At 69.3% G+C, this 23,202-nt stretch carries 25 protein-coding genes; 11 read left to right on the top strand and 14 right to left on the bottom strand.

Annotated elements, in window-relative coordinates; genetic code table 11:
- Nucleotides 1-107 precede the first annotated feature (107 nt).
- Together EV644_RS07135 and EV644_RS07130 are read left to right on the top strand one after the other, a co-directional pair.
- The gene (locus EV644_RS07135) at nucleotides 108-635 is read left to right on the top strand and encodes a hypothetical protein (RefSeq protein WP_199239676.1); all 528 of its coding nucleotides are present in this window, start codon (nucleotides 108-110) and stop codon (nucleotides 633-635) included.
- 129 nt (nucleotides 636-764) lie between these two features.
- Entirely contained in the window at nucleotides 765-1,838 is a 1,074-nt protein-coding gene (locus EV644_RS07130) for a glycoside hydrolase family 172 protein (protein WP_132187966.1), read from the top strand.
- Between the two features lie 4 nt (nucleotides 1,839-1,842).
- Here the strand turns inward: EV644_RS07130 and EV644_RS07125 are convergent, their stop codons facing one another.
- From EV644_RS07125 to thiO, 7 genes are all read right to left on the bottom strand, one after another.
- Nucleotides 1,843-3,045 carry a glycoside hydrolase family 15 protein gene (locus EV644_RS07125; RefSeq protein ID WP_132187967.1) on the bottom strand — a complete coding sequence of 401 codons (1,203 nt, stop codon included), beginning with the start codon at nucleotides 3,043-3,045 and terminating at the stop codon, nucleotides 1,843-1,845.
- 16 nt (nucleotides 3,046-3,061) lie between these two features.
- On the bottom strand, nucleotides 3,062-3,943 hold the full coding sequence (locus tag EV644_RS07120) for a DMT family transporter (protein ID WP_132187968.1): 882 nt from the start codon (nucleotides 3,941-3,943) through the stop codon (nucleotides 3,062-3,064).
- A 29-nt stretch (nucleotides 3,944-3,972) separates the two neighbouring features.
- Complete coding sequence (locus EV644_RS07115; RefSeq protein WP_132187969.1) at nucleotides 3,973-4,161, bottom strand: DUF1918 domain-containing protein; 189 nt, start codon at nucleotides 4,159-4,161, stop codon at nucleotides 3,973-3,975.
- A gap of 74 nt (nucleotides 4,162-4,235) precedes the next feature.
- Nucleotides 4,236-6,203, bottom strand: a complete 1,968-nt coding sequence (gene pknB / locus EV644_RS07110; protein ID WP_132187970.1) for a Stk1 family PASTA domain-containing Ser/Thr kinase — start codon at nucleotides 6,201-6,203, stop codon at nucleotides 4,236-4,238.
- A 535-nt stretch (nucleotides 6,204-6,738) separates the two neighbouring features.
- Nucleotides 6,739-7,515: a thiazole synthase gene (locus tag EV644_RS07105; protein ID WP_132187971.1), complete on the bottom strand. Its 777-nt coding sequence runs from the start codon at nucleotides 7,513-7,515 to the stop codon at nucleotides 6,739-6,741.
- Nucleotides 7,516-7,524: 9 nt separating this feature from the next.
- Nucleotides 7,525-7,749 (bottom strand): sulfur carrier protein ThiS, encoded by a 225-nt coding sequence (gene thiS, locus EV644_RS07100; protein WP_241997992.1) that lies wholly within the window; start codon nucleotides 7,747-7,749, stop codon nucleotides 7,525-7,527.
- Nucleotides 7,746-8,945: a glycine oxidase ThiO gene (gene thiO / locus EV644_RS07095; protein WP_132187972.1), complete on the bottom strand. Its 1,200-nt coding sequence runs from the start codon at nucleotides 8,943-8,945 to the stop codon at nucleotides 7,746-7,748. The genes thiS and thiO overlap by 4 nt, the downstream gene beginning before the upstream one ends.
- Before the next feature lie 42 nt (nucleotides 8,946-8,987).
- Between thiO and thiE the strand changes: the two genes are divergently transcribed.
- Genes thiE through EV644_RS07080 form a run of 3 tightly spaced genes read left to right on the top strand, consistent with a single transcriptional unit; the run spans nucleotide 8,988 to nucleotide 10,361 of the window.
- A complete protein-coding gene (gene thiE, locus EV644_RS07090; RefSeq protein WP_132187973.1) occupies nucleotides 8,988-9,653 on the top strand; it encodes a thiamine phosphate synthase in 666 nt (221 codons plus the stop codon).
- Entirely contained in the window at nucleotides 9,650-9,940 is a 291-nt protein-coding gene (locus EV644_RS07085) for a hypothetical protein (protein ID WP_132187974.1), read from the top strand. Before thiE ends, EV644_RS07085 begins: the two co-directional genes overlap by 4 nt.
- Nucleotides 9,933-10,361: a barstar family protein gene (locus EV644_RS07080; protein WP_132187975.1), complete on the top strand. Its 429-nt coding sequence runs from the start codon at nucleotides 9,933-9,935 to the stop codon at nucleotides 10,359-10,361. The genes EV644_RS07085 and EV644_RS07080 overlap by 8 nt, the downstream gene beginning before the upstream one ends.
- On the opposite strand, the gene EV644_RS07075 is transcribed toward EV644_RS07080, so the two are convergent.
- Together EV644_RS07075 and EV644_RS07070 are read right to left on the bottom strand one after the other, a co-directional pair.
- The gene (locus EV644_RS07075) at nucleotides 10,339-11,094 is read right to left on the bottom strand and encodes a YqjF family protein (protein WP_132187976.1); all 756 of its coding nucleotides are present in this window, start codon (nucleotides 11,092-11,094) and stop codon (nucleotides 10,339-10,341) included. The genes EV644_RS07080 and EV644_RS07075 overlap by 23 nt on opposite strands.
- Complete coding sequence (locus tag EV644_RS07070) at nucleotides 11,063-11,437, bottom strand: DUF4180 domain-containing protein (protein ID WP_132187977.1); 375 nt, start codon at nucleotides 11,435-11,437, stop codon at nucleotides 11,063-11,065. The genes EV644_RS07075 and EV644_RS07070 overlap by 32 nt, the downstream gene beginning before the upstream one ends.
- A 71-nt stretch (nucleotides 11,438-11,508) precedes the next feature.
- Here EV644_RS07070 and EV644_RS07065 point away from each other — a divergent pair, with 71 nt between their 5' ends.
- Complete coding sequence (locus tag EV644_RS07065) at nucleotides 11,509-11,931, top strand: helix-turn-helix domain-containing protein (protein WP_132187978.1); 423 nt, start codon at nucleotides 11,509-11,511, stop codon at nucleotides 11,929-11,931.
- A gap of 24 nt (nucleotides 11,932-11,955) precedes the next feature.
- On the opposite strand, the gene EV644_RS07060 is transcribed toward EV644_RS07065, so the two are convergent.
- On the bottom strand, nucleotides 11,956-13,026 hold the full coding sequence (locus tag EV644_RS07060; protein WP_132187979.1) for a polyprenyl synthetase family protein: 1,071 nt from the start codon (nucleotides 13,024-13,026) through the stop codon (nucleotides 11,956-11,958).
- A gap of 55 nt (nucleotides 13,027-13,081) precedes the next feature.
- Here EV644_RS07060 and metF point away from each other — a divergent pair, with 55 nt between their 5' ends.
- Together metF and EV644_RS07050 are read left to right on the top strand one after the other, a co-directional pair.
- Nucleotides 13,082-13,996 (top strand): methylenetetrahydrofolate reductase [NAD(P)H], encoded by a 915-nt coding sequence (gene metF / locus EV644_RS07055; protein ID WP_132187980.1) that lies wholly within the window; start codon nucleotides 13,082-13,084, stop codon nucleotides 13,994-13,996.
- 44 nt (nucleotides 13,997-14,040) lie between these two features.
- The gene (locus EV644_RS07050) at nucleotides 14,041-14,571 is read left to right on the top strand and encodes a SixA phosphatase family protein (protein WP_132187981.1); all 531 of its coding nucleotides are present in this window, start codon (nucleotides 14,041-14,043) and stop codon (nucleotides 14,569-14,571) included.
- Nucleotides 14,572-14,576: 5 nt separating this feature from the next.
- Here EV644_RS07050 and EV644_RS07045 read toward each other — a convergent pair whose 3' ends face one another.
- The 3 genes from EV644_RS07045 to EV644_RS07035 form a co-directional block, all read right to left on the bottom strand.
- Nucleotides 14,577-16,787: a HelD family protein gene (locus EV644_RS07045; protein ID WP_132187982.1), complete on the bottom strand. Its 2,211-nt coding sequence runs from the start codon at nucleotides 16,785-16,787 to the stop codon at nucleotides 14,577-14,579.
- Nucleotides 16,788-16,891: 104 nt separating this feature from the next.
- Complete coding sequence (locus EV644_RS07040) at nucleotides 16,892-18,199, bottom strand: phytoene desaturase family protein (RefSeq protein WP_132187983.1); 1,308 nt, start codon at nucleotides 18,197-18,199, stop codon at nucleotides 16,892-16,894.
- Nucleotides 18,199-18,810, bottom strand: a complete 612-nt coding sequence (locus EV644_RS07035) for a DUF4126 domain-containing protein (protein ID WP_132187984.1) — start codon at nucleotides 18,808-18,810, stop codon at nucleotides 18,199-18,201. Before EV644_RS07035 ends, EV644_RS07040 begins: the two co-directional genes overlap by 1 nt.
- 174 nt (nucleotides 18,811-18,984) lie before the next feature.
- Here EV644_RS07035 and EV644_RS07030 point away from each other — a divergent pair, with 174 nt between their 5' ends.
- The 3 genes from EV644_RS07030 to EV644_RS07020 all read left to right on the top strand — a co-directional run bounded on the left by EV644_RS07030 (nucleotide 18,985) and on the right by EV644_RS07020 (nucleotide 22,385).
- On the top strand, nucleotides 18,985-20,901 hold the full coding sequence (locus EV644_RS07030) for an N-acetylmuramoyl-L-alanine amidase (protein WP_132187985.1): 1,917 nt from the start codon (nucleotides 18,985-18,987) through the stop codon (nucleotides 20,899-20,901).
- Between the two features lie 10 nt (nucleotides 20,902-20,911).
- Nucleotides 20,912-21,763 (top strand): nucleotidyltransferase family protein, encoded by an 852-nt coding sequence (locus tag EV644_RS07025; RefSeq protein WP_132187986.1) that lies wholly within the window; start codon nucleotides 20,912-20,914, stop codon nucleotides 21,761-21,763.
- A gap of 136 nt (nucleotides 21,764-21,899) precedes the next feature.
- Nucleotides 21,900-22,385: an NUDIX domain-containing protein gene (locus EV644_RS07020; protein WP_132187987.1), complete on the top strand. Its 486-nt coding sequence runs from the start codon at nucleotides 21,900-21,902 to the stop codon at nucleotides 22,383-22,385.
- A gap of 478 nt (nucleotides 22,386-22,863) precedes the next feature.
- Here the strand turns inward: EV644_RS07020 and EV644_RS07015 are convergent, their stop codons facing one another.
- On the bottom strand, nucleotides 22,864-23,154 hold the full coding sequence (locus tag EV644_RS07015; RefSeq protein WP_132187988.1) for a DUF1905 domain-containing protein: 291 nt from the start codon (nucleotides 23,152-23,154) through the stop codon (nucleotides 22,864-22,866).
- Nucleotides 23,155-23,202: the final 48 nt, after the last annotated feature.

Below are 23,202 nucleotides of genomic sequence, written 5' to 3'. Positions count from 1 at the left end.
GGGACCGAATGTGCCAGTAGCGTCTAGGCCTGTTGAGACTGTCGCGGCGATGGGTCGGCGAACGGCTGGTTCGCTGCGACGAACGGCCGCGCTCTATCGTCAGCGCCATGAAATCTGTGTCGCCCCGCCTCCGCGCGGGCATCGCGGGCGTGGCCTGCCTGGTGATCGCGATCGCCGCCGCACTCGCGGTCGACAGCCGGCTCGACCGGCACTGGGTCCTGCGCGGGATCACCTTGCTGCTCGCGTTGGGCTGTGTCGCGGTGCTGGCCGACCGAAGTGGGCGAAAGGCCCGGCCGATCATCGGGTTCGTCGGCGTGCTGATGTTCGGCCTGGTGTTCCCGGTGACGTCGACGACCTGGGCGACGCCGCCGGAGATCGACTTCGCGCTGGTGGTCGCCGACGACGCGACCGCCGCGGCGACCACGGATGCCCGCAGCGTGGTGTCGGTGGAGGACGTGCGGGCCGCGGCCGAGGCGCGGGGTGGCGCGGTCGGCTCGCTCAAGACCGACCGGACGCCCGAGGTCCGCGGCGCCGACGCCTATCCGCTGATCGTCCGCCCGAAGAAGGACCAGGGCCGCCCGTGGGCCTGCCTCTCCTTCAGCAACGGCACCCAGGCCAAGATCCGCGCCTGCTAGCCGGACCCGTACCTGCTAGCCGCTGTACTCCTGGGGCCGCCGGATCTACTGCCTGCGAGTTTGACCACCAGGTGAGAAATCGATTTCCAATCCACCAATCGAGGCGTCGCGGAACCTAGGCTCTCCCGCATGACTCTTGGGAACCTGTCCGGAATCAGCGCGGTCGTCGATGTCCAGACCCGCTCCATCAGCGCCGAGAACCCGACCGGGGAGCCCGGTCAGGGCGGCCGTCGGACCGAAGGGACCGGTGCCCGCGCGGCGCGTGACCTCGGCCTCGGCTGGAAGGTGTCGCCGTCCATCGAGCTCGCCGCGGGCGAGACCGTGACCCTGGCCGACATCGCCGGCCCGGGCTGCATCACCCACATCTGGCTCACCACCCACACCGACCACTGGCGCCGCCTGGTGCTGCGCGGTCACTGGGACGGGGACGAGGCGCCAGCGATCGAGGCGCCGGTAGGGGACTTCTTCTGCTCCGGCTGGGGCCGCTTCGCGCAGGTGAACTCGCTGCCGGTCGCCGTGAACCCGAACGGCGGCTTGAACTGCTACTGGGAGATGCCGTTCCGCTCGCAAGCCCAGTTGACACTGGAGAACACCCACGACGAGGCGGTGATCGTCTACTTCCAGGTTGACTACTGGCTCGGCGAGGTGCCCGAGGGATCGGCGTACCTGCACACGCAGTGGCGGCGGAGCAACCCGCTGCCCGCCAAGACCGTGCACACGTTGCTCGACGGCGTGGAGGGACCCGGGCACTACGTCGGGACGTACCTCGCGTGGGGAGTGAACAGCACCGGCTGGTGGGGCGAGGGCGAGGTGAAGTTCTACCTCGATGACGACGAGGAGTTCCCGACGATCTGCGGCACCGGCACCGAGGACTACTTCGGCGGCGCCTGGAACTTCGACCTCGGCCCGGACCGTGGCGGCTACACCGAGTTCAGTACGCCGTACCTCGGCCTGCCGCAGGTGATCCGCCCGGACGGGCTGTACCAGAGCCAGCAGCGGTTCGGGATGTACCGGTTCCACCTGCCCGACCCGATCCGCTTCCGGACCAAGCTGCGGGTGGACGTCCAGGCGCTCGGCTGGCGGTCGGGTGGTCGCTACCTGCCGTTGCAGGACGACATCTCCTCGACCGCGTTCTTCTACTCGACGGCGACGAGCACGACCAGGCCGGAAGCGCCGACCCACGATGTGATGGAGATCTGCTGATTCGCTAAGGGATGGGCAGCGGGTGGTTCAAGGCGGAGGCGGTGAGGATCACCAGCGAGGTGGTCCAAGCCAGCGGAGCCTCGCCGGCGGGGGAGAGGTCGCGGTTGACCTTCTCCGGCAGGGCTCCGGTAGATGTCCGGTGCTCGTCCAGCCAAGCAAGCAACGCCTCTGCGGTACTGCGGTCGCCCCGGGCCGCCGCGCTCAACGCGAACAGCGCGGTCTGGGGCGTCCAGGAGACGCCGTCCGTGCGCCACTGCTCGCCTGGGGTGACACCACCGTTGGGCTGGGTCAGCACCCGATGAGCGCGCTCGATCGCCGCCGTCACCGGTTCACGTGGCGGCGCGAACGGTGGGCCGAGGACGGTCACGATCGCGTCCGCTCCACCTTTGAGGCCGATCGGCTCGACCCCGGGCTCGACGAAGCTCACCGCCTCGGCCGGAGTCCGCGGGTAGTCCGGCCCGAAGTGCCGATCGGTTGCCGCTGACAACCTGTCCAGCGCGTCCTGCCACGTGCTGACCTCGTCCGGGTGGCCCAGCTTGCCGGCGATCGCCACGCCGGAGCGAAGGCCGGTCAGCAGGGGGGCGATGGTGCCCAAGGTCGCCTCGGACTCGGGCCGCTCCCAGTAGTCCGGCGATGCCGCCGGCAGATCGTCCGGACCGAGCTCGGCGACGATCTGGTCGCCGGACTCCTTCACCATCGGCCAGTACTTCGCCAGATCCAGACCGTCGGCACAGAACCACGTTGCCCAGAGCACCCATCCGGATCCGTCGAGCTGGGGTTCCCGCCCGTCCTGGAGCTCGCCACCCTCAGGTGCGGAGTACCTGGCGCCCCACCGGCCGGCGGTCGGCCTGATCCGGTCGAGGAATCCCAGCACCCGGCCGGCCTCGGAGTACTGCTTGACCGAGCAGCGGGCCGCGGCGACGAACGACGCGTCCCGCGGCCACACGTACCGCCAGGGTCCGTCCCAGCCGGCCAGGGTCGCGCCGTCCGGCAGAGTCAGCGCGTCCAGGTCGGCCAGCGCATGCCGGACCAGGTCATACGGCACACCGTTCGCCGGCATCTGACGCCCGGGGACGCCTTCGGCGACGAGCTGCGGTTGCGGGTTGCGCTCGAGGTTCGACAGCGTGCCGACCGCTAGGAAGGCGAGCAGAACGGCGATCACGGCGCGCGGGAACCACCGCACCCGCCGCGCGCTGTCGTCCCGCATGTCCGGCCCTCTCCTGCTACTGGGCGAGGTGCTGGACCTCGGCCTCGATCTTGCGGCGAGGGGCCAGTTCGACCAGGTACATCGCCGACATCACCAGCGCGCCGCCGAACAACATCCGCGCGGTCACACTCTCCGATCCGAAGAGTACGGCGAACCCGGAGGCGAAGACGGGTTCCATCGTCATCGCGATCGCGGCCCGGGTCGGGGTCAGGTGCGCCTGGGCCCAGGTCTGCACGATCAGCGCGAGTGCTCCGGCGATCAGCGCCATGTAGATCACCCGCAGCCAGTCGCCACTACCGCTGGGCAGGGTGAAGCCGCCCGGGAGCGCGCCGATCGCACAGACGACCGTGATCACCACCATCTGCAGGGCGGACAGGCCGAAGGCGTTCGAGGGAGTCGACCAGGCGCCGAGACCGATGATGTGCAACGCGTAGAGGCCCGCGGAGGCGAGGGTGAGGAGCTCACCCGTGCCCATGCTGAAGCCGTTCAAGGACAGGACGCCCAGGCCTACGGTCGCGAGGACGACTGCCACCCAGGCCCAGCGCCCGATCTTGTGCCGCAGGATGACCGCGGCCAGGAGCGGGGTGAATACGACGTACATGCCGGTGACGAAGCCGGACACGCTGGCCGAGGTGTGCCGCAAGCCCTCGGTCTGGACCAGTTGCGCGATGCCGTAGGTGACGCCGAGGGCGATGCCCCGGCCGCGATCCAGCCGGCTGAGCCGGGAGATCGCGGGCGGATTGATGACGATCAGGGCGATCGACGCGATCGCGAACCGCAGCGCCAGGTAGTCGGCGACGTCCATCCGCGTGAGCAGATCCTTGGTCAGGAAGAACGTCGAACCCCAAGCCGCGGCCACCGCGAGCAGGGCCAGTACGGCGATGCGGGGGTGAGTCACCCGCAAAGCTTCTCAGACACCTGACAGGATCAGGTCGTCTGGTGCTCCACCACACAGTCGGGGCCCGGGAACACCAGCGACTCATGGCCGTCCTCGAACCGGATCAGGTAGGGCGGGGCGCCGTTCTCGCCGCGGACTTCGAGTACCTCGCCGAGCCGGTCGTGGTCGCCGACCTTCCGGCCCCGGACGTGCAAGCGGTCACCGATCTCGGCATGCATCTCCGATCACCTCCAGGTCGTTCAGCCTAGGCCCGAAGTCCTCCGGCCGGTAGACACCGCGATCAGGAGGTGGATCAGACGATGGTGACGATCACCGTGCTGCCGGGCTTCGCCTTCTTGCCCGCGCCCGGGTTCTGACCGGCCACCAGGTTCAGCCCGAGGTGGTACGGGGCCTGCTCGACCTTCACCTGGAAACCCGCCTCGGTGAGGATCTTCTGCGCCTCCGCGAGCCCCTTGCTCCGCACGTTCGGTACTTCGCGCTCCGCCGGGCCCTTCGAGACGACCAGCTGCACCTTGTCCTTGGCGAACAACGTGCCGTTGCTCGGGGTCTGGCTGATCACCTGACCCTCGGGGATCTTCTCGTCGGTCTGGTCCGTGCGGGCGACCACGAAGCCGGCCCTCTTGAGCGTCCGGGTGGCTTCCTTGACCGGCTTGCCGACGGTGTTCGGCACGTCGATCGGCCGCTTGCCCAGGCTGACCCAGAGGTTCACCGCGGCCCCGGGTTTCACCACCGTGTCGAACTTCGGCGTGAAGGTGACCACCCGGCCGGCCGGCACGGTCTCGTTGTAGTTCTCGGTGATCTGCCCGGTGACGAGCTTGATCGAGCCGAGCGCCCGCTTGGCCGCCTCCTGGTCGAGCCCGGCGAGCTGCGGCACGCGGTACCGCTCCGGGCCCTTGGAGACGGTGAGCCCGATCTCGCCTTCCTTGCGGATCCTGGCTCCGGGCGCCGGGTCGGTGCCCATCACCTGGCCCCTCGGCACGTCCTCCGAGAAGTCCTGGTTCGACAGGGTCGTGGTCAGCCCGACCTCGGCCGCTTTGGCGTTCGCTTGCGTGGCGGTCAGCATCAGAAGTTCAGGGGTGGACGTGTAGCGGTGGACGCCGTAGTACCAGGCGGCCGAACCGACGCCGATCGCGAGCGCCAGCACGGCGATCAGCGCGATCAGCCCGCGGCCCTTCCGCCGTTGCTGTGGCTGCGGTCGCTGCGGCGGCCGCTGGTTCAGCCGCGTCTCCGGCTGTGGCTGCTGGGGCGGCTCGAACGGTACGACGATGGTGTCGTTGCGCGGTGGACCGAAGTACCCGTTGTCGCGGGAGTAGCCGTCGTCGTACCCGCTGTCCTGGCGCATCTGCTGGATCGGCACGGTCAGGTCGCCGGTCAGCTCCGGGTCGTCCGGCAGCCCTTCCTCGAGCGCGCTGCGGACCCGGTGCACCTGGCGGCTGAACACCCGGGCGTCCGCCGGCCGCAGATCCCGGTCCCGCGCGGTCGCCCGCTGCACCAGCGCGTCGACGTACGGCGGGATGCCCGGGCAGAGCTGCGAAGGCGGCGGCACATCGGCGTGGACGTGCGCGTACGCGACCTGGATCGGGGTGTCGCCGGTGTGCGGCTTGCTGCCGGTGAGGAGCTCGTAGAGCAGGATGCCGGCCGAGTACACGTCGGAGCGGGCGTCCGCGCTGCCGTCCGTGACGAGCTCGGGCGCCAGGTACGACACTGTGCCCATCAGGAGTCCCTGGGTGGCGGTGTTGCCGGTCGTGGTGACGGCCCGCGCGAGCCCGAAATCGGCGACCTTCACGGTGCCGTCGTTCGAGATCAGCACGTTCTCAGGCTTGATGTCGCGGTGCACGATGCCCGCGTCGTGGGCGGCCGACAGCGCCGACAACACCGGCGCGAGCAGGGCCAGCGCCCGGGCGGGCGACAGCGGAGCCTGCTGGCGGATGACGTCACGCAGCGTGCGACCAGGCACGTACTCCATCGCGAGGAACAGCGTCCCGTTGTCGTCGCCCTGGTCGAACACGGCGACCACGTTCGGGTGGGACAGCCGCGCGGCGGCCCGGGCCTCGGCCACGAACCGGCGGCCGAACTCGGCGTCGTCGCCCAGGCCGAGGTGCATCACCTTGAGCGCGACGAGGCGGTCCAGCCGCATGTCCAGCGCCTCGTAGACGGTCGCCATTCCGCCCTTGGCGACGCGCGCACCCACGCGGTACCGTCCGTCGAGCACTCGCCCGACAAGGCGGTCGCCGACCTGGGTGCCTACGTCATCCGTCACGTGCGGTGAGCCGCCTCTCGAAGCCTGTCTGCTCTGAGAGTGTAAATAAGGGGTCAGGCGGTGGCTTCGTCGCCGCGCCGGGACCACCCTCGGTCACAGCGCATCACACGCTCATGCGGCCGGATTCCAGCCCTTTTCGAGCCGCGTCTTGAGCCGCAGCACGTTCTTCACGTAGAGCTTCGACCGCGATCCCGGTCAGCACCTGGACGACGGTGCGGCGCCTGCTGCGTGATCGGCTGGGCGGCTGATGGTCCTGGACGTCGGGTTCGGGCGGTCGGGCGTGCGGGTTGCTCATCATCCATCTCCCCGTGTGAACGTCCCCTGACGGTAAGTGGTGGTACAGATGTGACAACAGGGGCGCGGGGGTCAGTTGTTACGGCTGTGATCGATGCTGAACTACACGGTTGTGGTTCACAATCTCAGCGCGCGCCGGACGTTCGGCTGCGCGCGGGAACCGTTCAGCTGCGGGCTTCCGGCTCAGCCATTTGCTCCCGGCAACTGGTGCCCAGGGCAACTGAGGCCGGGATGGACCGGGTCAGAACGAGGCGCGGCCTTCCAGTGGGGACGAGGCCTGGGCGGTGTGGTGACGCCGGGGGATCCGGCCGGCCAGAAAAGCGTTCCGGCCGGCGGTGACGGCGTCCCGCATCGCGGCGGCCATCAGCGCCGGGCGCTCGGCCCGGGTGACAGCGGTGGCCAGGAGGACGGCGTCACAGCCGAGCTCCATCGCCAGCGCGGCGTCGCTGGCGGTCCCGATCCCGGCGTCGAGCACGATCGGCACCTTGGCGGCCTCGACGATCATGCTGATGTTGTGCGGGTTGCGAATGCCCAGGCCCGAACCGATCGGCGAGCCGAGCGGCATCACCGCGACACAGCCCACCTGCTCCAGTCGACGGGCGAGGATCGGGTCGTCGTTCGTGTAGGCGAGGACCGAGAAACCGTCCGCGGCCAGGGTCTCCGCCGCGTCCAGGAGTTCGACCGGGTCGGGCAGCAGGGTGTAGTCGTCGGCAACGACCTCCAGCTTGATCAGGTCGGTCTCCAGGGCTTCACGGGCCAGGCGCGCCGTCAGGACGGCCTCTCCGGCGGTGAAACACCCGGCGGTGTTCGGCAGGACCGCGATGCCGTGCTTGCGCAGTACGTCGAGGACGGAACCCTGCTGGCTCGGGTCGAGCCGCCGCAGCGCCACGGTGGTCAGCTGCGTCCCGGACGCGACCAGCGCTTCCTCCAGTACTTCGAGGCTCGGCGCGCCGCCGGTTCCCATCACCAGCCGCGAGGTCAGTTCGCGTCCCGCGATCACCAGGGTGTCGTCGCTCATCGGATCTCCTCAACCGCCCTGGACCGCGGTGAGGATCTCCACCCGGTCGCCTTCGCCCAGCGTGGTCCCGGTCCAGTCGGCACGGGTCACGACCGCCTCGTTCACCGCGACAGCCACACCGATCGGGCTGCGGGCCCAGCGGTCGACCACCTCGGCAACGGTGGTACCTGCCGCGATCTGCTCGCTGTTGCCGTTCACGAGCACGTTCACACCGCTGTCCATGACCTCACTCACGTGGCTACCTTAGGCATCTCGTCGCCGGGGTCCGCACGCCGGGCATCCGCATGCTGGGCAGGACCGAATCTGGCGGCCAGGAACGGCTGTGCCAACTCTGGAAGTGCCCCGGTTCGAATGGTTTCGGCTATCAACTGGGCGGTGATCGGAGTCAGCAGTACTCCGTTGCGGTAGTGCCCGGTGGCCCACAGAAGACCGTCGAGCCCGGAGTCGCCCAGGATCGGCGCGTTGTCCGGTGTGGCCGGGCGAAGGCCCGCCACCGCCTCCACGAGTTCCAGCTCGTCCGTGATTGGCAGGACCGTCCGGGCATCACGCAGGAGGGCGAACACCCCTCCGGCCAGGACGCGGGTGTCGTAGCCGAGCTCGGAGGTGGTGGCGCCGACCACCAGCTCGCCACCCGGCCGGGGCACCAGATAGACCGTGAACCCTCGGGCGGTCGCCCGAACTGTGTGGTGCAAAGCAGGACGGTAGGCCTCAGGGACCCGCAGGCGCAGGATCTCGCCCTTGAGCGGCCGGACCGGCACTCGGAGCTCTTGCGGGATCCCTTCCAGCTGCGAAGACCACGGACCAGCCGCTGCAACGATCTGGTCCGCCATCAGCGACTGGCCGTCTTCCAGTTGCACGCCGACGGCCGCAGTACCGGAGGTGAGGACGCGAGCGACTCGTTGGCGGATCAAGTTGACGCCTACTAGCTCGGTCGCCCGCAGGAGGGTGGCCACGGCCTGGCGGTTGTCCACCGAGTGGTCGCCGGGCACCCAGACGCCACCGGAGACACCTGCGGCCAGCAGGGGTTCCCGCTTGCGCGCTTCCCGGCCGGAGAGTTCCTCGACGTCGAGTCCGAGCCGGCGCTGGTAGTCCGCGAGCCGGTGGAGTGCCGCCGCGTCGTCGACGTCGTACGCGACTGAGAGGGTGCCGGTGCGGTTGAGCCCGGCGGACTGGCCGGTGAGGGCTTCGAGCTCCTCCGCGAAGGAGGGCCAGGCCGCGACGCTGGCCAGATTCAGCGCCAGCAGGGCGTCCTCGCCGTACTCGACCTCGGTGACGGGCGCGAGCATGCCGGCCGCGACCGAGGAGGTCTGACTGCCGGGTGTCGGGTCGCATACCGTCACCTGGATACCGTCTGCCGCGAGTCGCCAGGCGGTGGCCAGACCGATCAGTCCGGCGCCGATGATCACGACATCGGAGGATTTCTCAGCCATGCGCCAACAGTACGGCCGGTCTTCCATGGCAGGCTGGGCGGTGTGACTGAGCACACCGCCGACGCAGGATTGCGTGACCGACTGGCCGATGCCCGGCTCTACCTGTGTACTGACGCACGGGAGAAGCAGGGCGACCTCGAGCAGTTCCTCGATGCCGCACTGAGCGGTGGCGTCGACATCGTGCAACTCCGCCAGAAGGACCTGGAGGCAGCGGACGAACTGGCCGCGCTGGAGGTGTTCGCGGACGCCTGTAAGCGGCATGGCAAGCTCCTGGCCGTCAACGACCGCGCCGACATCGCCTTCACCGTGGGAGCCGATGTGCTGCACCTCGGCCAGCGCGACCTCCCGGTCCAGGCCGCCCGTGCGATCACCGGGCACGAGCCGGTGATCGGCCGCTCGACCCACACCTTCAGCCAGGTGAACGCCGCTGTCGCCGAGCAGGGCTCGGACTACTTCTGCGTCGGCCCGACCTGGGAGACCCCGACCAAGCCCGGCCGGAGCGCCGCCGGCCTGGAACTCGTCTCGTACGCCGCCAGCCGGCAGCCGGTGAAGCCCTGGTTCGCCATCGGCGGGATCGACCTCGGCCGGCTCGACCAGGTGATCGAGGCCGGCGCGGAGCGGGTGGTCGTCGTACGGGCCATCACCGAGGCGGACGACCCGGCCGCGGCGGCCGGGGAGTTCAGCAGGCGGCTGCGAGGTGCCGGGTGATCAACAACCCGAAGGTGGCGCGGATCATCGCCGTCGTGGTGATCGCGATGCTGGTGATCACCCTCGCCGCGGCACTGTTCGGCTGCAGTGCCAGTCAGCCGTCCACAAGCGCGCCAAGCACCGACCCGGACAGCGGCCTCGTCGTGGTGGCCGTGGCCGGTCTTCCCAAGGAAGCGCAGCAAACGCTGGGATTGATCGACGGGAAGGGCGATGAGCGTTATTACACCGACGATCACGACAAGTCGTTCCGCCGGATCGCGGCGGACGGGGGAACGGCCGATGACTGACCTGCGCGCCCTGCTGGACGCCGGGCTGCCGCCGGGTGTGTACCGCAGGCGCTCCGACCTGCCCGCCGACGAGGTACAGCGCACCGTGGTGAAGGAGGGCTGGAACTTCGTCCTCCTCGACACCACCCAGGTGCACGACAAGGCCGGGTTCCTCGACGTCTGTGCCACCGCGTTCGACCTGCCGCGCTGGTTCGGCCGGAACTGGGACGCCCTGGCCGACTCGCTGAGCGACAGGTCCACCGGCGAGCCCGAGGTGGTGCTGTGGGACGGCTGGCGCGAACTGCTCGACCACGACCACGAGACGGTCGACGTGGCCCTCCAGATCTTCGCCGAGGACGCCAACGAGTCAGGCCAGCTCCGAGTCTTCCTCCGCGAAGCCGACGACGTCCCGGACCTCGTCAGCGCTGTACCGGTGGTCTAGGCGTCGAGGCGAGGGTCGGGCGGCCGAAGCGAGCCGGTACTCCGTCGCTGAAGGCCAGGTGATCGGGTGGGCGCTTGCTGAGCTCGCCCAGTCCGACAGAGGCGAGCAGGCCGTTGTCCTCGAACCGCTCCAGCGCGGCCTCACGCAGTACCCAGGCGGGGTGTTCGTTCGGCAAGTACCAGGTGCGGCCTGCCCGGGCCACGTGCAGGCCCCAGCGGGCGGTCAGGAAGTGCTCGAGCGGCCCTGGTTCCAGCCTGCGGCCTATCCGCGTGACGACGGTGCTGCTGGCGGTCGTTCGGGGCCAGCGCAGCGTCGACGTGTAGGTGTGCAGGTCGCCTCGCTGCTCGTGGCGCATCCGGGCCCAGCGGTAGGGGAGCCCGAAGGTACTGCGGGCAGTCGCCACCACCGCCACGCGATCGGCGTCCAGGCTGAGGAACACCACGCCCCGGCGACCGGTGGTGTCGACCGAGTAGAGCCGGATGTTGGTCTCCAGGAACGTGCCGAGCCAGGGGACCGGTGGTCCTTGCAAGAGTCCGCTGTCGACCAGCCTGAACGGCACCAGACCGACGTAGGTCAGCCCCTCGAAGGTGTCCGGTCTGGTGCCGGGCGGGAAGAACCTGGCGATCTCCCGGGGGTCGACAGCCCAGTGCAGGAAGGAAAGATCGCGCCAGTCCTGCCTGATGACGTGGGGACGGGCCAGCTCAGGCGCCTGCGCCGACACTTCCTCCGTCATACCGAGAATCTAGCCGCTCGTCGAAGGTCGCCAGGTCAGGCACGAACCAGAGGCTGCGGCCCTCGTTCGTCTCCCGGACCCAGTCGCGGAATGCCTCGCTGGCATCCTCGTGCGCCGACACGTCTCCGACGATCGCGAGGTGCATCCGGTAGTTGACGAACTTCTGCGCGATCGCGCCGGCGACACCGGTCTGGAGCCGGAAGAAGCCGGGTGGCAACAGGTCGACCGGCAGCAGCACCCATTCGGCCTGGTGCTCGTAGTGCGCCTCGGCGATCAGGTCGACGGCGTCCCGGTCGTCGCGAACTACCTTGCCGGCGGTGTAGGCGACAGGCAGCGTAGTCATGGCTGTAAAGTACCTTAAACATCCCTATCGAGTCATTTATAGGGAATTCTAAGGAAGGCGAGCGGGATCTAGTGGCACAGGAGTTGTACTCGGTCGAGCAGGTGGCGGAGCGGCTCGGTCTGCACGTGCGGACGATCCGGAACTACGTCCGCGCCGGGCGTCTGAAGGCGGTGCGGATCGGCAAGCAGTACCGGATCTCCCGCGAGGATCTGGAGGCCTTCACCGGCACCAGCGCGGCGGTGTCCGACGCCGGCACCCGCAAAAGGCACGTCGAGGTGTCGAGCATCGTCCAGGTGGACGCGATCGACCGGGCAGGCGCGGACCGGATCACCACTCATGTGATGGCGTCCCTCAACCAGGGCGGCATCGGCCACCTGCGGGTCGAGGCGGCGTACGACGAGGACCGCGCCACGCTCAAGCTGATCGTGCTCGGCGAGCCGGAGGTGTCCGCGGAACTCCTCCGGCTGATCGCCCTGATGGCGAAGGCCTCCTAGCGAAGGCCTCCTGATAAAGGACTCCTAGACGTGCCTGGCGGTCGCGGCGATGGCGAGGTCGGCCAGCGCCTTGCGCGAGGTCTCGTCGTCGATCGGTGACCGCTCGAGCGCGTCCAGGGCGTCCTCGGTGCGCTCGGTGATCAGGTTCTCGCAGGCCTGGACCGCGCGGCTGTCCTGGAGGATCTCGCGCAGCAACTGGATCTCGTCGTCGTCGAGGTCCGCCCGGCCGAAGAGCCGGTCGAACTCGGTCAGCTGAACCTCGGAGGCGTGCTCGACGGCGTACGCGGTGAGCACGGTGCGCTTACCTTCGCGCAGGTCGTCGCCGGCCGGCTTGCCCGTCACGGTGGGATCGCCGAAGACCCCGAGCAGGTCGTCGCGCAACTGGAACGCCTCGCCCAGCGGCAGCCCGTACGCCGAGAGCGAGTCGACCAGGTGCTGCCCGCCACCACCGAGCGCTGCACCGATGTGCAGCGGGCGCTCGACCGTGTAGGTGGCCGACTTGTACCGGAGCACCCGCAGGGCCCGGTCCATGTCCGCCTCGCCGGACGCCTGGGCGACCAGGTCGAGGTACTGCCCGGCCGTCACCTCGACCCGCACCGCGTCGAAGAACTTGGACGCACTCGCCAGCGCGGCCGCGTCGAATCCGGAGGTGTGCATCATCTCGTCGGCCCAGATCAGGCAGAGATCACCCAGCAGGATGGCCGCGCCGATCCCGAACCCGACGGGATCCCCTCCCTTGCCGGTGGCCTCGGACCGGGCCCGCTGCAGTGCTTCGAACCGCCGGTGCGCGGAGGGCGCCCCACGGCGTACGTCCGAGGAGTCCATCACGTCGTCGTGCACCAGGGCGCTGACGTGCAGCATCTCCAGGCTGGCGGCGGCCTTCAGGATCGGCAGGTCGGGATCGCCGCCGGCGGCCCGGAAACCCCAGTAGCAGAAGGACGGCCGCAGCCGCTTGCCGCCACTGGTCGCGTCGCGCGCGGCCTGGACCTGCTCGGTCAGCTCGGGCCCGATGGCGGCGAGCCGTTCCTGCTGGATGTCCAGGAAGCTGGTCAGGGCGCGCTGGATCTCGGTCGGGATGTCCGCGTCGGCATACACGTCTCGGAGGGTAGTCGGTCCGGGCGCGCAGGCCCACGCCCGGTAGTCTTACCGAATGGCAACCGGTCTCCCGTCCACGCGTCCCGGCAGCAGACCGACGATCCGTGAGCTGCTCTCGACCGGGCAGCCGTCCTTCTCCTTCGAGTTCTTCCCACCGAAGACGCCCGAGGCCGAGGAGGTGCTGTGGCGGTCGATCCGCGAGATCGAGCAGCTCCGGCCGACCTTCGTCTCGATCACGTACGGCGCGGGCGGCACCACGCGTGACGGCACCATCCGGGTCACCGAGCGGGTCGCGCAGGACACCTCGCTCACCCCGCTCGGGCATCTCACCTGCGTCTCGCACTCGCGCGACGAGCTGAGGTCCGTGATCGGCGCGTACGCCGGATCGGGCGTCCGCAACATCCTCGCGCTGCGCGGCGATCCCAAGGGCGGGCCCTCGCAGCCCTGGGTCGCACATCCCGAAGGCCTGAACCACGCGGTGGAACTGGTCGAGCTGGTCCGGTCGCTCGGCGACTTCTGTGTCGGCGTGGCGGCGTTCCCCGACAAGCATCCCGAGGCGGCCGACCTCGAGGCCGACGCCCAGGTGCTCGCGGTCAAGGCCGCGGCCGGCGCGGACTACGCGATCACCCAGATGTTCTTCGGCGCGGACGACTACTTCCGGCTGATCGACCGGGCGGCCGCGCTCGGCTGCGACATCCCGGTCCTGCCGGGCGTCATGCCGGTCACGAACATCAAGCAGATCGAGCGGATGGCCGAGCTGACCGGCATGGCGCTGCCGAAGCCGGTGACCGACCGGCTGAACGCGGTCGCCGAGGACCCCGCGGCGGTCCGGGCCGTCGGCATCGAGATCGCCACCGAGCTGTCCGACAAGCTGCTCGCCGGGGGCGCGCCGGGCATCCACTTCATCACGCTGAACCGGTCGACGGCGACGCGCCAGGTCTTCCGCAACCTCCAGTCCGCCGTGGTCTGACCTTCACCGCACCATCGGGGCGTTCGACGCTCTATCCTGAGCCGATGGCTGACCCGTCGGATCTTCTGATCGACCGCACCCTGGTGCTGCTCCGGCACTCGAAGGCGGTGCCGCCCGAGACCATGCCCGACCTGGACCGGCCGCTCTCGGACCGCGGCCGGGCCGACGCCGCCGCGGCCGGCCGCTATCTGGTTGCTCAGGGCATCGAGCCGAACCTGGTGCTCTGCTCGCCGTCGACCCGCACCCGGGAGACCTGGGAGTACGCCGCCGAAGCCGGCGTGATCGCGACGGACATCTGGTACGACCGGCGCATCTACAGCGCCGGCACCGACGAACTCCTCGACGTCCTGCACGACGTGCCGGCCGAGGTCCGCACCGTGATCCTGGTCGGCCACGGGCCGGGCGTCCCCTGGCTGGCCGACGAGCTCACACTCGACGGCACGAGTCCCCAGCGAGTCGAGCTCACCAAGAAGTACCCGACCAGCGGCCTGGCCGTACTGCACCACACCACCCGCTGGTCGGACCTGGCCGCCGACGACGCGGACCTCGTGGACTACGTGATCCCGCGCGGCTAGCCCTCTTACTGGGGAAGCCAGTGGGTGGTGCTGTTGACGGTGATCATCCGCTGGGTGGCGCGGGTCAGGGCGACGTAGAGGGCGCGGACGCCACCTAGCGTGTCGCTGACGATCCGGTCGGGCTCGACCACCACGACGGCGTCGTACTCGAGGCCCTTGGATTCGAGGGGGCTCAGGGCAACCACCCGCGGGTCACCGAGGTCGGCGAGCGCCGGATCGATCGCGGGCCGGAGTTTCGGCGGGACGATGACCCCGACGGTTCCCTCCACCAGTTGCAGCAGCTCGCCCGCCGCGTCGGCCGCGGCTTCGGCAACCTTGCCCGCGTCGAAGATCCGGTGCTCCGGGTCCACCCCGGTACGCCGTACCGCGTCCGGCAGGTCCGCGTCCGGGATCTGGCGGCGGATCACCTCACCGGCGAAGGAGTAGATCTCGGCCGAGTTCCGGTAGTTCGTCGACAGCCGGAACGTGTGCCGCTGCAGGTGCGACAGCATCGAGTCCATCGCCGCGCGGGCCTCGTCCGGGTCGGGCCAGGAGCTCTGCGCCGGGTCGCCCACGATCGTCCAGCTCGCCTGCGGCCCCCGGCGGGTCACCATCCGCCACTGCATGGGGGAGAGGTCCTGCGCCTCGTCGACGAGCACGTGCGCGTACTCGTCGGGCTCGTCGGCCTCCGCGGCGGCAGTCGCCCGCGCGCGGCGCTCCGAGGTGGTCAGCACCTCGTTCACGCCCTCCGACAGGCCCTCGAGCCAGTCGAACTCCTCGTCCTTGCCGGCTTCCTGGACCGGCGGCCGCCCGAGCAGGTTGGCCAGCTCGTCCAGCAGCGCCACGTCCGCGATGGTGAACTCGTCCGTACTACGAACGGCCGCCGCTAGGTGGTCGATCTCGGCCGGGGTGAAGTCGCCCCGAGACCACCGCTGCGCGCGCCTGGGGTCGCCCAGCCAGCGCAGTACGGCGCCGGGGGTGAGGACGGGCCACCAGGACGCGAAGAACGTCTTGAAGGCCGGCAGGTCCGTGACGATGTCGCCGAACGATTCGCGGTCGCCGTACACGCCGTTGCGCAGGTCGTCGGGGAAGCGGGTCCACAGTGCGGCGACGAGCGCCTTGCGAGCCTCCGAGCCGGCCCGGTTGCGCGGAGTACGGCGCAGCGCGTTGCGGCGGACATTGTCGAGCTGGTTCGCGTCCAGCTCGATGGTGGAGCCGCCGACGAAGACTCGCAGGGTGGTCGGAGCGCTGGGCACCCGGTCGCGCGCGGCTCTGGAGAGGAGGCCGCGCATCCGCAGGGAGCCCTTGATCGCCGCGACCTCCGCCTCGTCCACAGCGGTGGCCCTGACGCCGTCCACGAGCTCGCCGACGGCCCGCAGGGACACGGTGTTCTCGCCGAGGCTGGGGAGCACCCGCTCGATGTAGGCCATGAAGGCGGCCGACGGACCGACCACGAGTACGCCGCCGCGCTCGAACCGCCTGCGGTCGGAGTACAGCAGGTAGGCCGCGCGGTGCAGCGCGACCACGGTCTTGCCGGTGCCCGGGCCACCGCCGATGACGGTGACGCCGCGGGCAGGTGCGCGGATCGCCTTGTCCTGCTCGGCCTGGATGGTGGCGACGATGTCGCGCATCGTGTGACCACGCGCACGGGACAGCGACGCCATCAGCGCGCCCTCACCCATCACCGGCAGGTCTTCGGGAGCCCGCTCCGGTGCCAGCAGGTCGTCCTCGATGCCGACGATCCGGGGGCCCTTGTTGCGCAGCACCCGGCGCCGTACGACGCCGAGCCGGTCGGTCGAGGTGGCCCGGTAGAACGGCTCGGCGGCCGGAGCACGCCAATCGATCACCAGCGGCTCGTACTCCGCGTCGCGGACGCCGATCCGCCCGACGTACAGCTTCTCCAGCTCGTCGGCGGTCGCGGCGGGCTCGTTGTCGTCGCCCTGGTCGGAGTCGAGCCGGCCGAACACCAGGCCCTCGTGCTCCGCGTCCAGCTCCGCGATCCGGCGGGCGGCGGCGAACACCAGCACGTCCCGCTCGTAGAGGCCGGTCTGCTCCTCGTCACGGACCCGGCCGACGTTCTGCGCCTGTCCGCGCTGGTGCCCTTCGACCGCGATCCGGGAGGCGGATCGAGCGGCTTCGGCAACCCTCGTGTACACCCGGTCGACGTGCTGCTGCTCAGCTTCGAGCTCAGCCCGTTCGACGTTCTCGAGATCGGTCGACGTGGGGGATTGATCCACCGGGGTCCTCTCTACTGCCGGGCCTGCCCACCTTCGAGTTGGCCCCGACACGGAACACATGAACGGTCAATCTTAGTGCGCCGGGTTCGCCGACCCCAGGCCGGTCAGGCTTTTCCGACGGCGTCGGCGACGATCGCCGCGCCCAGGGTGGTCGCCGGGACTCCTGTGCCCGGGTGAGCGCCGGCGCCCACGCAGTACAGGCCCTTGACCGGGGAAACGTTCGCCGCGCGTCGCCGGGCGGTCCGGTAGCCCTCCCAGGCCACCCCGGCCAGCCAGGAGGCGGAGGTCTGCCTGGAGACCACCTTGTCCCGGATGTGGAGGCCACGAGCGACGAGGAGGTCCAGTACGTCGTCGGTGGGGTAGCCATGGACCAGGACCGACCAGGCCTGGTGTCCGGCCGGGGCCTGGCCGCCGGTGCGGACCACCACGGCCGGGCTGCCGTGCAGCACGGTCTCGAACGGCAGGTCGGGTACGGGGTCTTTTAGGCCCAGGTGGACGACGTAAGCGGCCTGCGCTTGGTGGGTCGACAGAACCTTGCGGCGGACCTTCTTGGCGGCCGGGTCGTCCACCAGTTGGCCGTAGAGGTCCCGCGGGTCGATATCGCTCACCACGATCTCGGCAGGCAGTTCAGTGCCATCCGCGAGCCTCACACCGGTCACCTTGCCACTGTCGGTGGTCACGGCGACCACCTCGGCGTTCGTGTGGATGTCGATCTTGCGCTCGCTGGCCCGTTGCGCCAGGGCGTCAGCGAGGACGCTGAACCCGCCCTGGACGGTCCACCGGCCGAAGGTGCGCTCGAGGTACGACCACACGCCGACATACCCGGGCGTGAGCTTCGGGTCGGACCCGTGCTGCGTCGCGTAGTACCTCAGTACTGCGCGCGCCCGCTCGTCGTCGAGGCTCCGTTGGGCGACGCGCTGCAGCGACTGCCAGGGTTTGAGCGCGAGGATCGCCTTGAGTGGGAGGCGGTCCTGCAGGGGTGGTTCGAGCGAGGTCTTGCGGAGGATCTGCCAGGTCTCGCCGTATCCGTCGACGAGCGAGGTCCACCGCTGCGCGGCCTTCTCCCCGGCCAGGTCCGTCCACGCCTCCGCCTGGGCGCCGCGATCGCCGACCGGCAGGTCGAGGATCGACCCGTCGCCGAACAGGTGCCGCCGGGGCTCGGTGATGGGCTCCAGTTGCACCAGGCTCTCGATCGGCCGGCCGCTCTTGCGGAACAGGTCGCGGAGCGCGGCCGGCAGCGTAGTACTGGCTGCTCCGGCGTCCCAGCAGAAACCGTCGGCCTCGACCCGGCCGAGCGCGCCCCCGAGCCGCTCACTCTCCTCGCAGATGGTCACCTGATGCCCGAGCTTGGCCAGCCGTACGGCGGTGGCGAGACCGGCGAGGCCGGCCCCGATGACGATCACGCGAGCCATCAGACGGCACTGCTCCCGGTTGCTGGACTAATTCGTCGTTCTCGCCAGGCCCTGAACCTGGCCAGGCCGCGGCGGATCGCACGGAACGCGAAGTACACGCCGATCAGGCCGAGCAGCAGCAGGATGCCCGCGATGATGAGCGCCGCCGTCGGGTGGAACACGGCCAGCGACACCACGCCGATGACCGCGACGTCCTCGCCGGACGATGCCGCGATGTTGCTCGCGGGCTCGGGGGAGGTGTTGATCGCGAGCCGGAGGCTGGATTTCACCAGGTGTGACAGCAACGCGACCGCACCGCCGGTGGCCGCGATGAACGCCTGGTTCAGGGTGCTCGCGTCGCCTGCTATCAGCAGGGCGATGATCGCCCCGACCGTCGGCCGGATGAGGGTGGAGACGCCGTCCCAGGCGGAGTCGATGTAGGGGATCTTGTCGGCGACGAACTCGACGACGAACAAGGCGCCGGCCGCGATCAGCACGGCGTTGCCGGTCAGCCCGACCGGGACCTCGTCGACGCCGCCGAAGCGGCCGAGCAGACCGAGGATCAGCACGCAGGCGTAGGCGTTGATGCCGCTCGCCCAGCCCGTCGTGAACGCCAACGGCAACGCTTCCATGGTCCTGCTCCGTAACCCTCTGTCGCTACCCCGATAGGACGCCGCCTGTGGTCAGAATCGAACCGCTCGACCCCAGTTTTGGTTAACCGTTGACATCCCGGTTCCCACGACCCAAAGTGATCAGGTTGCCGGTCTGAGTGACCGGCCTTCCCATCAGGGTCAGGGAGAACCAACATGCGTCGTCGTTCGAAGATTCTCGCCGCACTGGCAGCGGTAGCGCTGCCCATGACCGTGACCGGCGTGTCGTCCGGCGGTCCGCCCACGGCGGTCGCCTCCACTCCCGGACCTGCGTCCGCCGTCGCTGCCGACGCCTTCAAGGCGGCCTCGCAGCAGTACGGCGTACCGGAGTCCGTACTGCTGGCTGTCTCTTATGCCGAGACCAGGTGGGACGACCACCAGGGCAAGGCGAGCACGTCGGGCGGTTACGGACCGATGCACCTCACCGCGGTCGTCCCCGCCGAAGCGGTCGACCTGTCGGGCGGCGAGAAGGTCGCCAAGGGCGAGTCGCTGCGCACCCTCTACAAAGCTTCCGAGCTGACCGGACTCGACCCGGCGGCGCTGCGGAATGACACCGCCACGAACATCGCCGGTGGCGCCGCACTGCTCGCTGAGTACCAGCGCTCGCTCAAGCTGCCCGTCGGCGCGAGCACGTCCGCGGCCGACTGGTACGGCGCGATCAGCTCGTACGCCGGGGCTGCGGACAAGACGAGCGCCTCCGCTTTCGCCGACGATGTCTACGCGATCATGGCGCGCGGAGCGGCCCGGACCACCAACACCGGCCAGCAGATCGTGATGCCCGCCCTGCAGGTGACACCGGCCAAGTCACAGCTCGCTCGTACTGCGCTGCCGGCCGGAACCAAGGTCGCCGGGGCGACGGAGTGCCCCACGACGATCACCTGCGAGTGGCTGCCGGCTCCCTACCAGGTCACGGCTCCTGGTGACTACGGCAATCACGACCTCGCGAACCGGCCGAAGACCGGCAAGATCGACTACATCGTCATCCACGACACAGAGGGCGGCTGGCAGGGCACGCTGAACCTGGTGCAGGACCCGACCTACGTCTCGTGGCAGTACACGATGCGCTCGTCCGACGGGCATGTCTGGCAGCACGTGAAGGCCAACGACGTCGCCTGGCACGCCGGCAACTGGTACGTGAACATGCACAGCATCGGGATCGAGCACGAGGGCTTCGCGGCCCAGGGCGCGACCTGGTTCACCGAGTCGCTCTACCGCAACTCGGCCAAGCTGGTCCGCTACCTGGCGGCCAAGAACGACATCCCGCTGGACCGCGCGCACATCATCGGCCACGACCAGGTGCCGGGCACGATCCCGTCCACTGTTGCGGGCATGCACTGGGATCCGGGACCGTACTGGGACTGGGAGCACTACTTCGACCTGCTCGGCGCGCCGATCTACGGCCACAACGTCTTCCCGGTCAAGGCCGGCTCGATCGTCACGATCAAGCCAGGCTTCGCCGACAACGTGCAGGTCGTGACCAACTGCAACGCCGACGGCACCTGCGTTCCGCAGGGCACGAACTTCGTCTACCTCCGGCAGGCGCCGGACGACGCTGCTCCGCTGGTGAAGGACCTCGGACTGCGGCCTGGTTCGAGTGCCAGCACCACGCAGGTGTCGGACATCGGAGCACGCGCGGCCGCCGGTTCGCAGTACGTGGTGGCTGAGCGGTCGGGTGACTGGGTGGCCGTCTGGTACCTGGGCGCCAAGGGTTGGTTCAAGAGCCCTGCTGGTACGCCGGATGCTTTTGCAAAGCCTGGTCTCGTGGTGAAGCCGAAGGCTGGCAGGACGTCCGTGCCGGTCTACGGCCGGGCCTACCCGGAGCAGTCGGCTTACCCGGCCGGTATTCCGTACCAGACCGTCACGCCGCTGCAGTACACGATCGGCGAGGGTCAGGCTTACCCGGTGGGCGACGCGTCCATCGAGACGGACTACTACCGCGCCACGACCTTCGACGGGCAGCCGCCGACGGACCACGTGCAGGTGCTCGGCAACGACCAGTACTACCAGATCTGGTTCGGCCACCGCATGGCCTATGTCCGCGCCGCCGACGTGGATCTGCGCCCGGCCGTCTAGCATCCACCGCATGACCTCAGACGAAGCCGTCCAGCTCCTGCTGGACGGCTTTGTCGCTTCTGTGTGCGGGCTCTTGCCGGTGCGTGCTGTGTGGGTGCACGGATCTCTTGCCCTCGGCGACTTCCAGGTGGGGCGGAGCGACTTCGATCTGATCGCTGTGCTGGACGGACCGATCGTGGATCCCGAGGCGCTTTGCGCGCTTCATCGGTCGCTCGAGAAGACGGATCCGCTGGCGGAGAAGCTGCACTGCAGTTACATGCAGGTCGACCAGTTGGCCGATGCTTCGCTCCGCCATCCGACCTGGGCGCAGCAACGGTACTTCGATCGCCCGGTGGGTGCGGTGACCCGGCGTGAGCTGGCCCTCGGCGATCGGAGCCTCTTCGGCCCGCCGCCGTCGTCCTTGCTGTCGGCAACCACCGACGAGGAGCTGGCCGCCTTCATCCGCGACGACCTCGAACACTTCTGGTACCCAGCCACCCGAAAGCTGACCCCGTGGTACACCGACATCTGGGTAGACCTAGGCCTCATCACAGTCGCCCGCGCCGCCGTAACCCTCACCACCGGCCACCTAATCACCAAACAAGCAGCCCTATCCCTACTCCCATCCCTAGGCGCCCCCCAGTCAGTTGTCACCGACATCCACCACCGCCGGTACGGCACCCCCACCCGCGCCACCGCACCCACCCAGCACGTAACACCCACGCAACCCACCGCATCGACCCAGGGCACCTCACCCACGCGCCATCCAACTCTCGGCCGCGACGCCGCGCTGGCGCTACCCTCCCCACTCTGGCGCCTGCGACGCGGCCAACTGGCCCGCTCCTTCGTCCGCAGACAGATCGCCGACCTCCTCGACCTCTAGCTCTGGCTGCCCAGCCGCCGGCGACGCTCCCCGCCGAAGGGTGCCAGCGGTGGATGTGGGGAGTGGGGACTTCACTGAACTCGGCAAGCCAGTTGCTTGCCTCTGGGCGCTAGGTCTGGCCAGCTAGCCTGCGCGGATGACGTTGAGATCTAGCCGGCTGATGACTTCAATGTTTCTTGTCCGGGACGGACAGGTCTTGCTGCTCTACCGAAAGGGCTCGCGCGCGATCGACGACTCGTGGGTGGGAATCGGCGGCCACCTCGCACCTGGCGAGATCGATGACCCGGCAGCCGGTGTCCTTCGTGAGGTGGAGGAGGAGATCGGAGTCGTTCCTGACCAGATCTGTGACCTTGCTCTGCGGTACGTGTCGCTGAGGGACACCGGTAGCGAGCTACGCCACACCTACTACTTCACCGCCACGCTTCGGCCCGACGTACCGGTTCCTGCTGACTGTGCCGAAGGTGATCTCCGGTGGTTCGATCTGGCATTTGATCCCTCGGACCTTGAGATGCCGCCGACAGCCCAAATCGCTTTCGGTCACTGGCTGAGGGAAGGACGCCACGACGAAGCGCTTCGGTTCATTGTGATGGGCGCAGATGGACAGCAGATCGGCCCGTTCTAGCTACTCGCTGGTTCGTACGGCAGAGGCTGCCGGCCGGCTCGCGGCCGCTCAGCGCGTTCCCATGGGGCCAATCAGTACCCGGAAGAGTTCAGTCAACTAGCCACCCAACCGGGACCGCGGACACCCAACCGGGACCGCGAACACGATATTTCTTGTCCGAGGTCCCCGGACGATGTTCGAACCCACCAAAGGCGCTCGGCCGAGGAGGCATCGCGGGTGGGCGTGGTGGGCGGTCGGGCCGGACGGCCACCACTCACCAACACGCCCGATCCTCAGGCACGCCGCCGGGCCGTGAGCTGCCGGGGCGAGGTTGCTGAGTGGTGGCCGTCCGCTCGATCAACTAGCCCCGCCACGCCGCGACCCGGTTCCCGAGTAGAGCCACGGCCCGACTTTCAAGCCCCGCACCAGCCGCAACTGTCGCCCGAGCCTGATGTGCCACCAACCTCCTGGCTGAGTACTTCCAGTGCGACACTGCAGCTCAGGTGTGCCTTTGCTGGAGGTGCACCTTGACCTCTTCGCCGGCCTGGCTCTTGCCGATCAGCGTGCAGAGGGCGATCTTCAGCGGCAACCAGTGCGGCCCGCTCCCGGACGGCATCAAGGTAGCGGCGAACGGATGCCCGTCGATCGTCCCACTCACCTTGACGGCCCGCCGGGTCCCGAGCAGCTCAGCCGAATCCGGCACGGTCAGGAACGTCGCGAACGCCCCGTCCTTCTCCAGCGCCGCAGTGAACTCGCGGTCGAGCGGTTGAGGGGTCTGCTGCACAGCCATGCCGGTCTCCTTTCGTCGGTTGCGATCGACAGCTAGGACTCCCGGCGC

The organism is Kribbella orskensis (assembly GCF_004342085.1).
In the GTDB taxonomy this organism is placed as follows: domain Bacteria; phylum Actinomycetota; class Actinomycetes; order Propionibacteriales; family Kribbellaceae; genus Kribbella; species Kribbella orskensis.
Note: the sequence above shows the minus strand (reverse complement) of the source record. Positions and strands in the feature narration are given on the sequence as shown.

Excerpts from the sequence above, each read along its gene's own strand:
- EV644_RS07075 (WP_132187976.1), bottom strand. The coding sequence starts at position 11,094 with ATGACGGAGGAAGTGTCGGCGCAGGCGCCTGAGCTGGCCCGTCCCCAC.
- EV644_RS07115 (WP_132187969.1), bottom strand. The coding sequence starts at position 4,161 with ATGCATGCCGAGATCGGTGACCGCTTGCACGTCCGGGGCCGGAAGGTC.
- EV644_RS07035 (WP_132187984.1), bottom strand. The coding sequence starts at position 18,810 with ATGGAAGCGTTGCCGTTGGCGTTCACGACGGGCTGGGCGAGCGGCATC.
- EV644_RS07125 (WP_132187967.1), bottom strand. The coding sequence starts at position 3,045 with ATGCGGGACGACAGCGCGCGGCGGGTGCGGTGGTTCCCGCGCGCCGTG.
- EV644_RS07080 (WP_132187975.1), top strand. The coding sequence starts at position 9,933 with ATGACTGACCTGCGCGCCCTGCTGGACGCCGGGCTGCCGCCGGGTGTG.
- EV644_RS07050 (WP_132187981.1), top strand. The coding sequence starts at position 14,041 with ATGGCTGACCCGTCGGATCTTCTGATCGACCGCACCCTGGTGCTGCTC.
- metF (WP_132187980.1), top strand. The coding sequence starts at position 13,082 with ATGGCAACCGGTCTCCCGTCCACGCGTCCCGGCAGCAGACCGACGATC.
- EV644_RS07040 (WP_132187983.1), bottom strand. The coding sequence starts at position 18,199 with ATGGCTCGCGTGATCGTCATCGGGGCCGGCCTCGCCGGTCTCGCCACC.
- EV644_RS07070 (WP_132187977.1), bottom strand. The coding sequence starts at position 11,437 with ATGACTACGCTGCCTGTCGCCTACACCGCCGGCAAGGTAGTTCGCGAC.
- EV644_RS07025 (WP_132187986.1), top strand. The coding sequence starts at position 20,912 with ATGACCTCAGACGAAGCCGTCCAGCTCCTGCTGGACGGCTTTGTCGCT.
- EV644_RS07015 (WP_132187988.1), bottom strand. The coding sequence starts at position 23,154 with ATGGCTGTGCAGCAGACCCCTCAACCGCTCGACCGCGAGTTCACTGCG.
- EV644_RS07135 (WP_199239676.1), top strand. The coding sequence starts at position 108 with ATGAAATCTGTGTCGCCCCGCCTCCGCGCGGGCATCGCGGGCGTGGCC.
- EV644_RS07020 (WP_132187987.1), top strand. The coding sequence starts at position 21,900 with ATGACGTTGAGATCTAGCCGGCTGATGACTTCAATGTTTCTTGTCCGG.
- EV644_RS07105 (WP_132187971.1), bottom strand. The coding sequence starts at position 7,515 with ATGAGCGACGACACCCTGGTGATCGCGGGACGCGAACTGACCTCGCGG.
- EV644_RS07030 (WP_132187985.1), top strand. The coding sequence starts at position 18,985 with ATGCGTCGTCGTTCGAAGATTCTCGCCGCACTGGCAGCGGTAGCGCTG.
- thiO (WP_132187972.1), bottom strand. The coding sequence starts at position 8,945 with ATGGCTGAGAAATCCTCCGATGTCGTGATCATCGGCGCCGGACTGATC.
- EV644_RS07130 (WP_132187966.1), top strand. The coding sequence starts at position 765 with ATGACTCTTGGGAACCTGTCCGGAATCAGCGCGGTCGTCGATGTCCAG.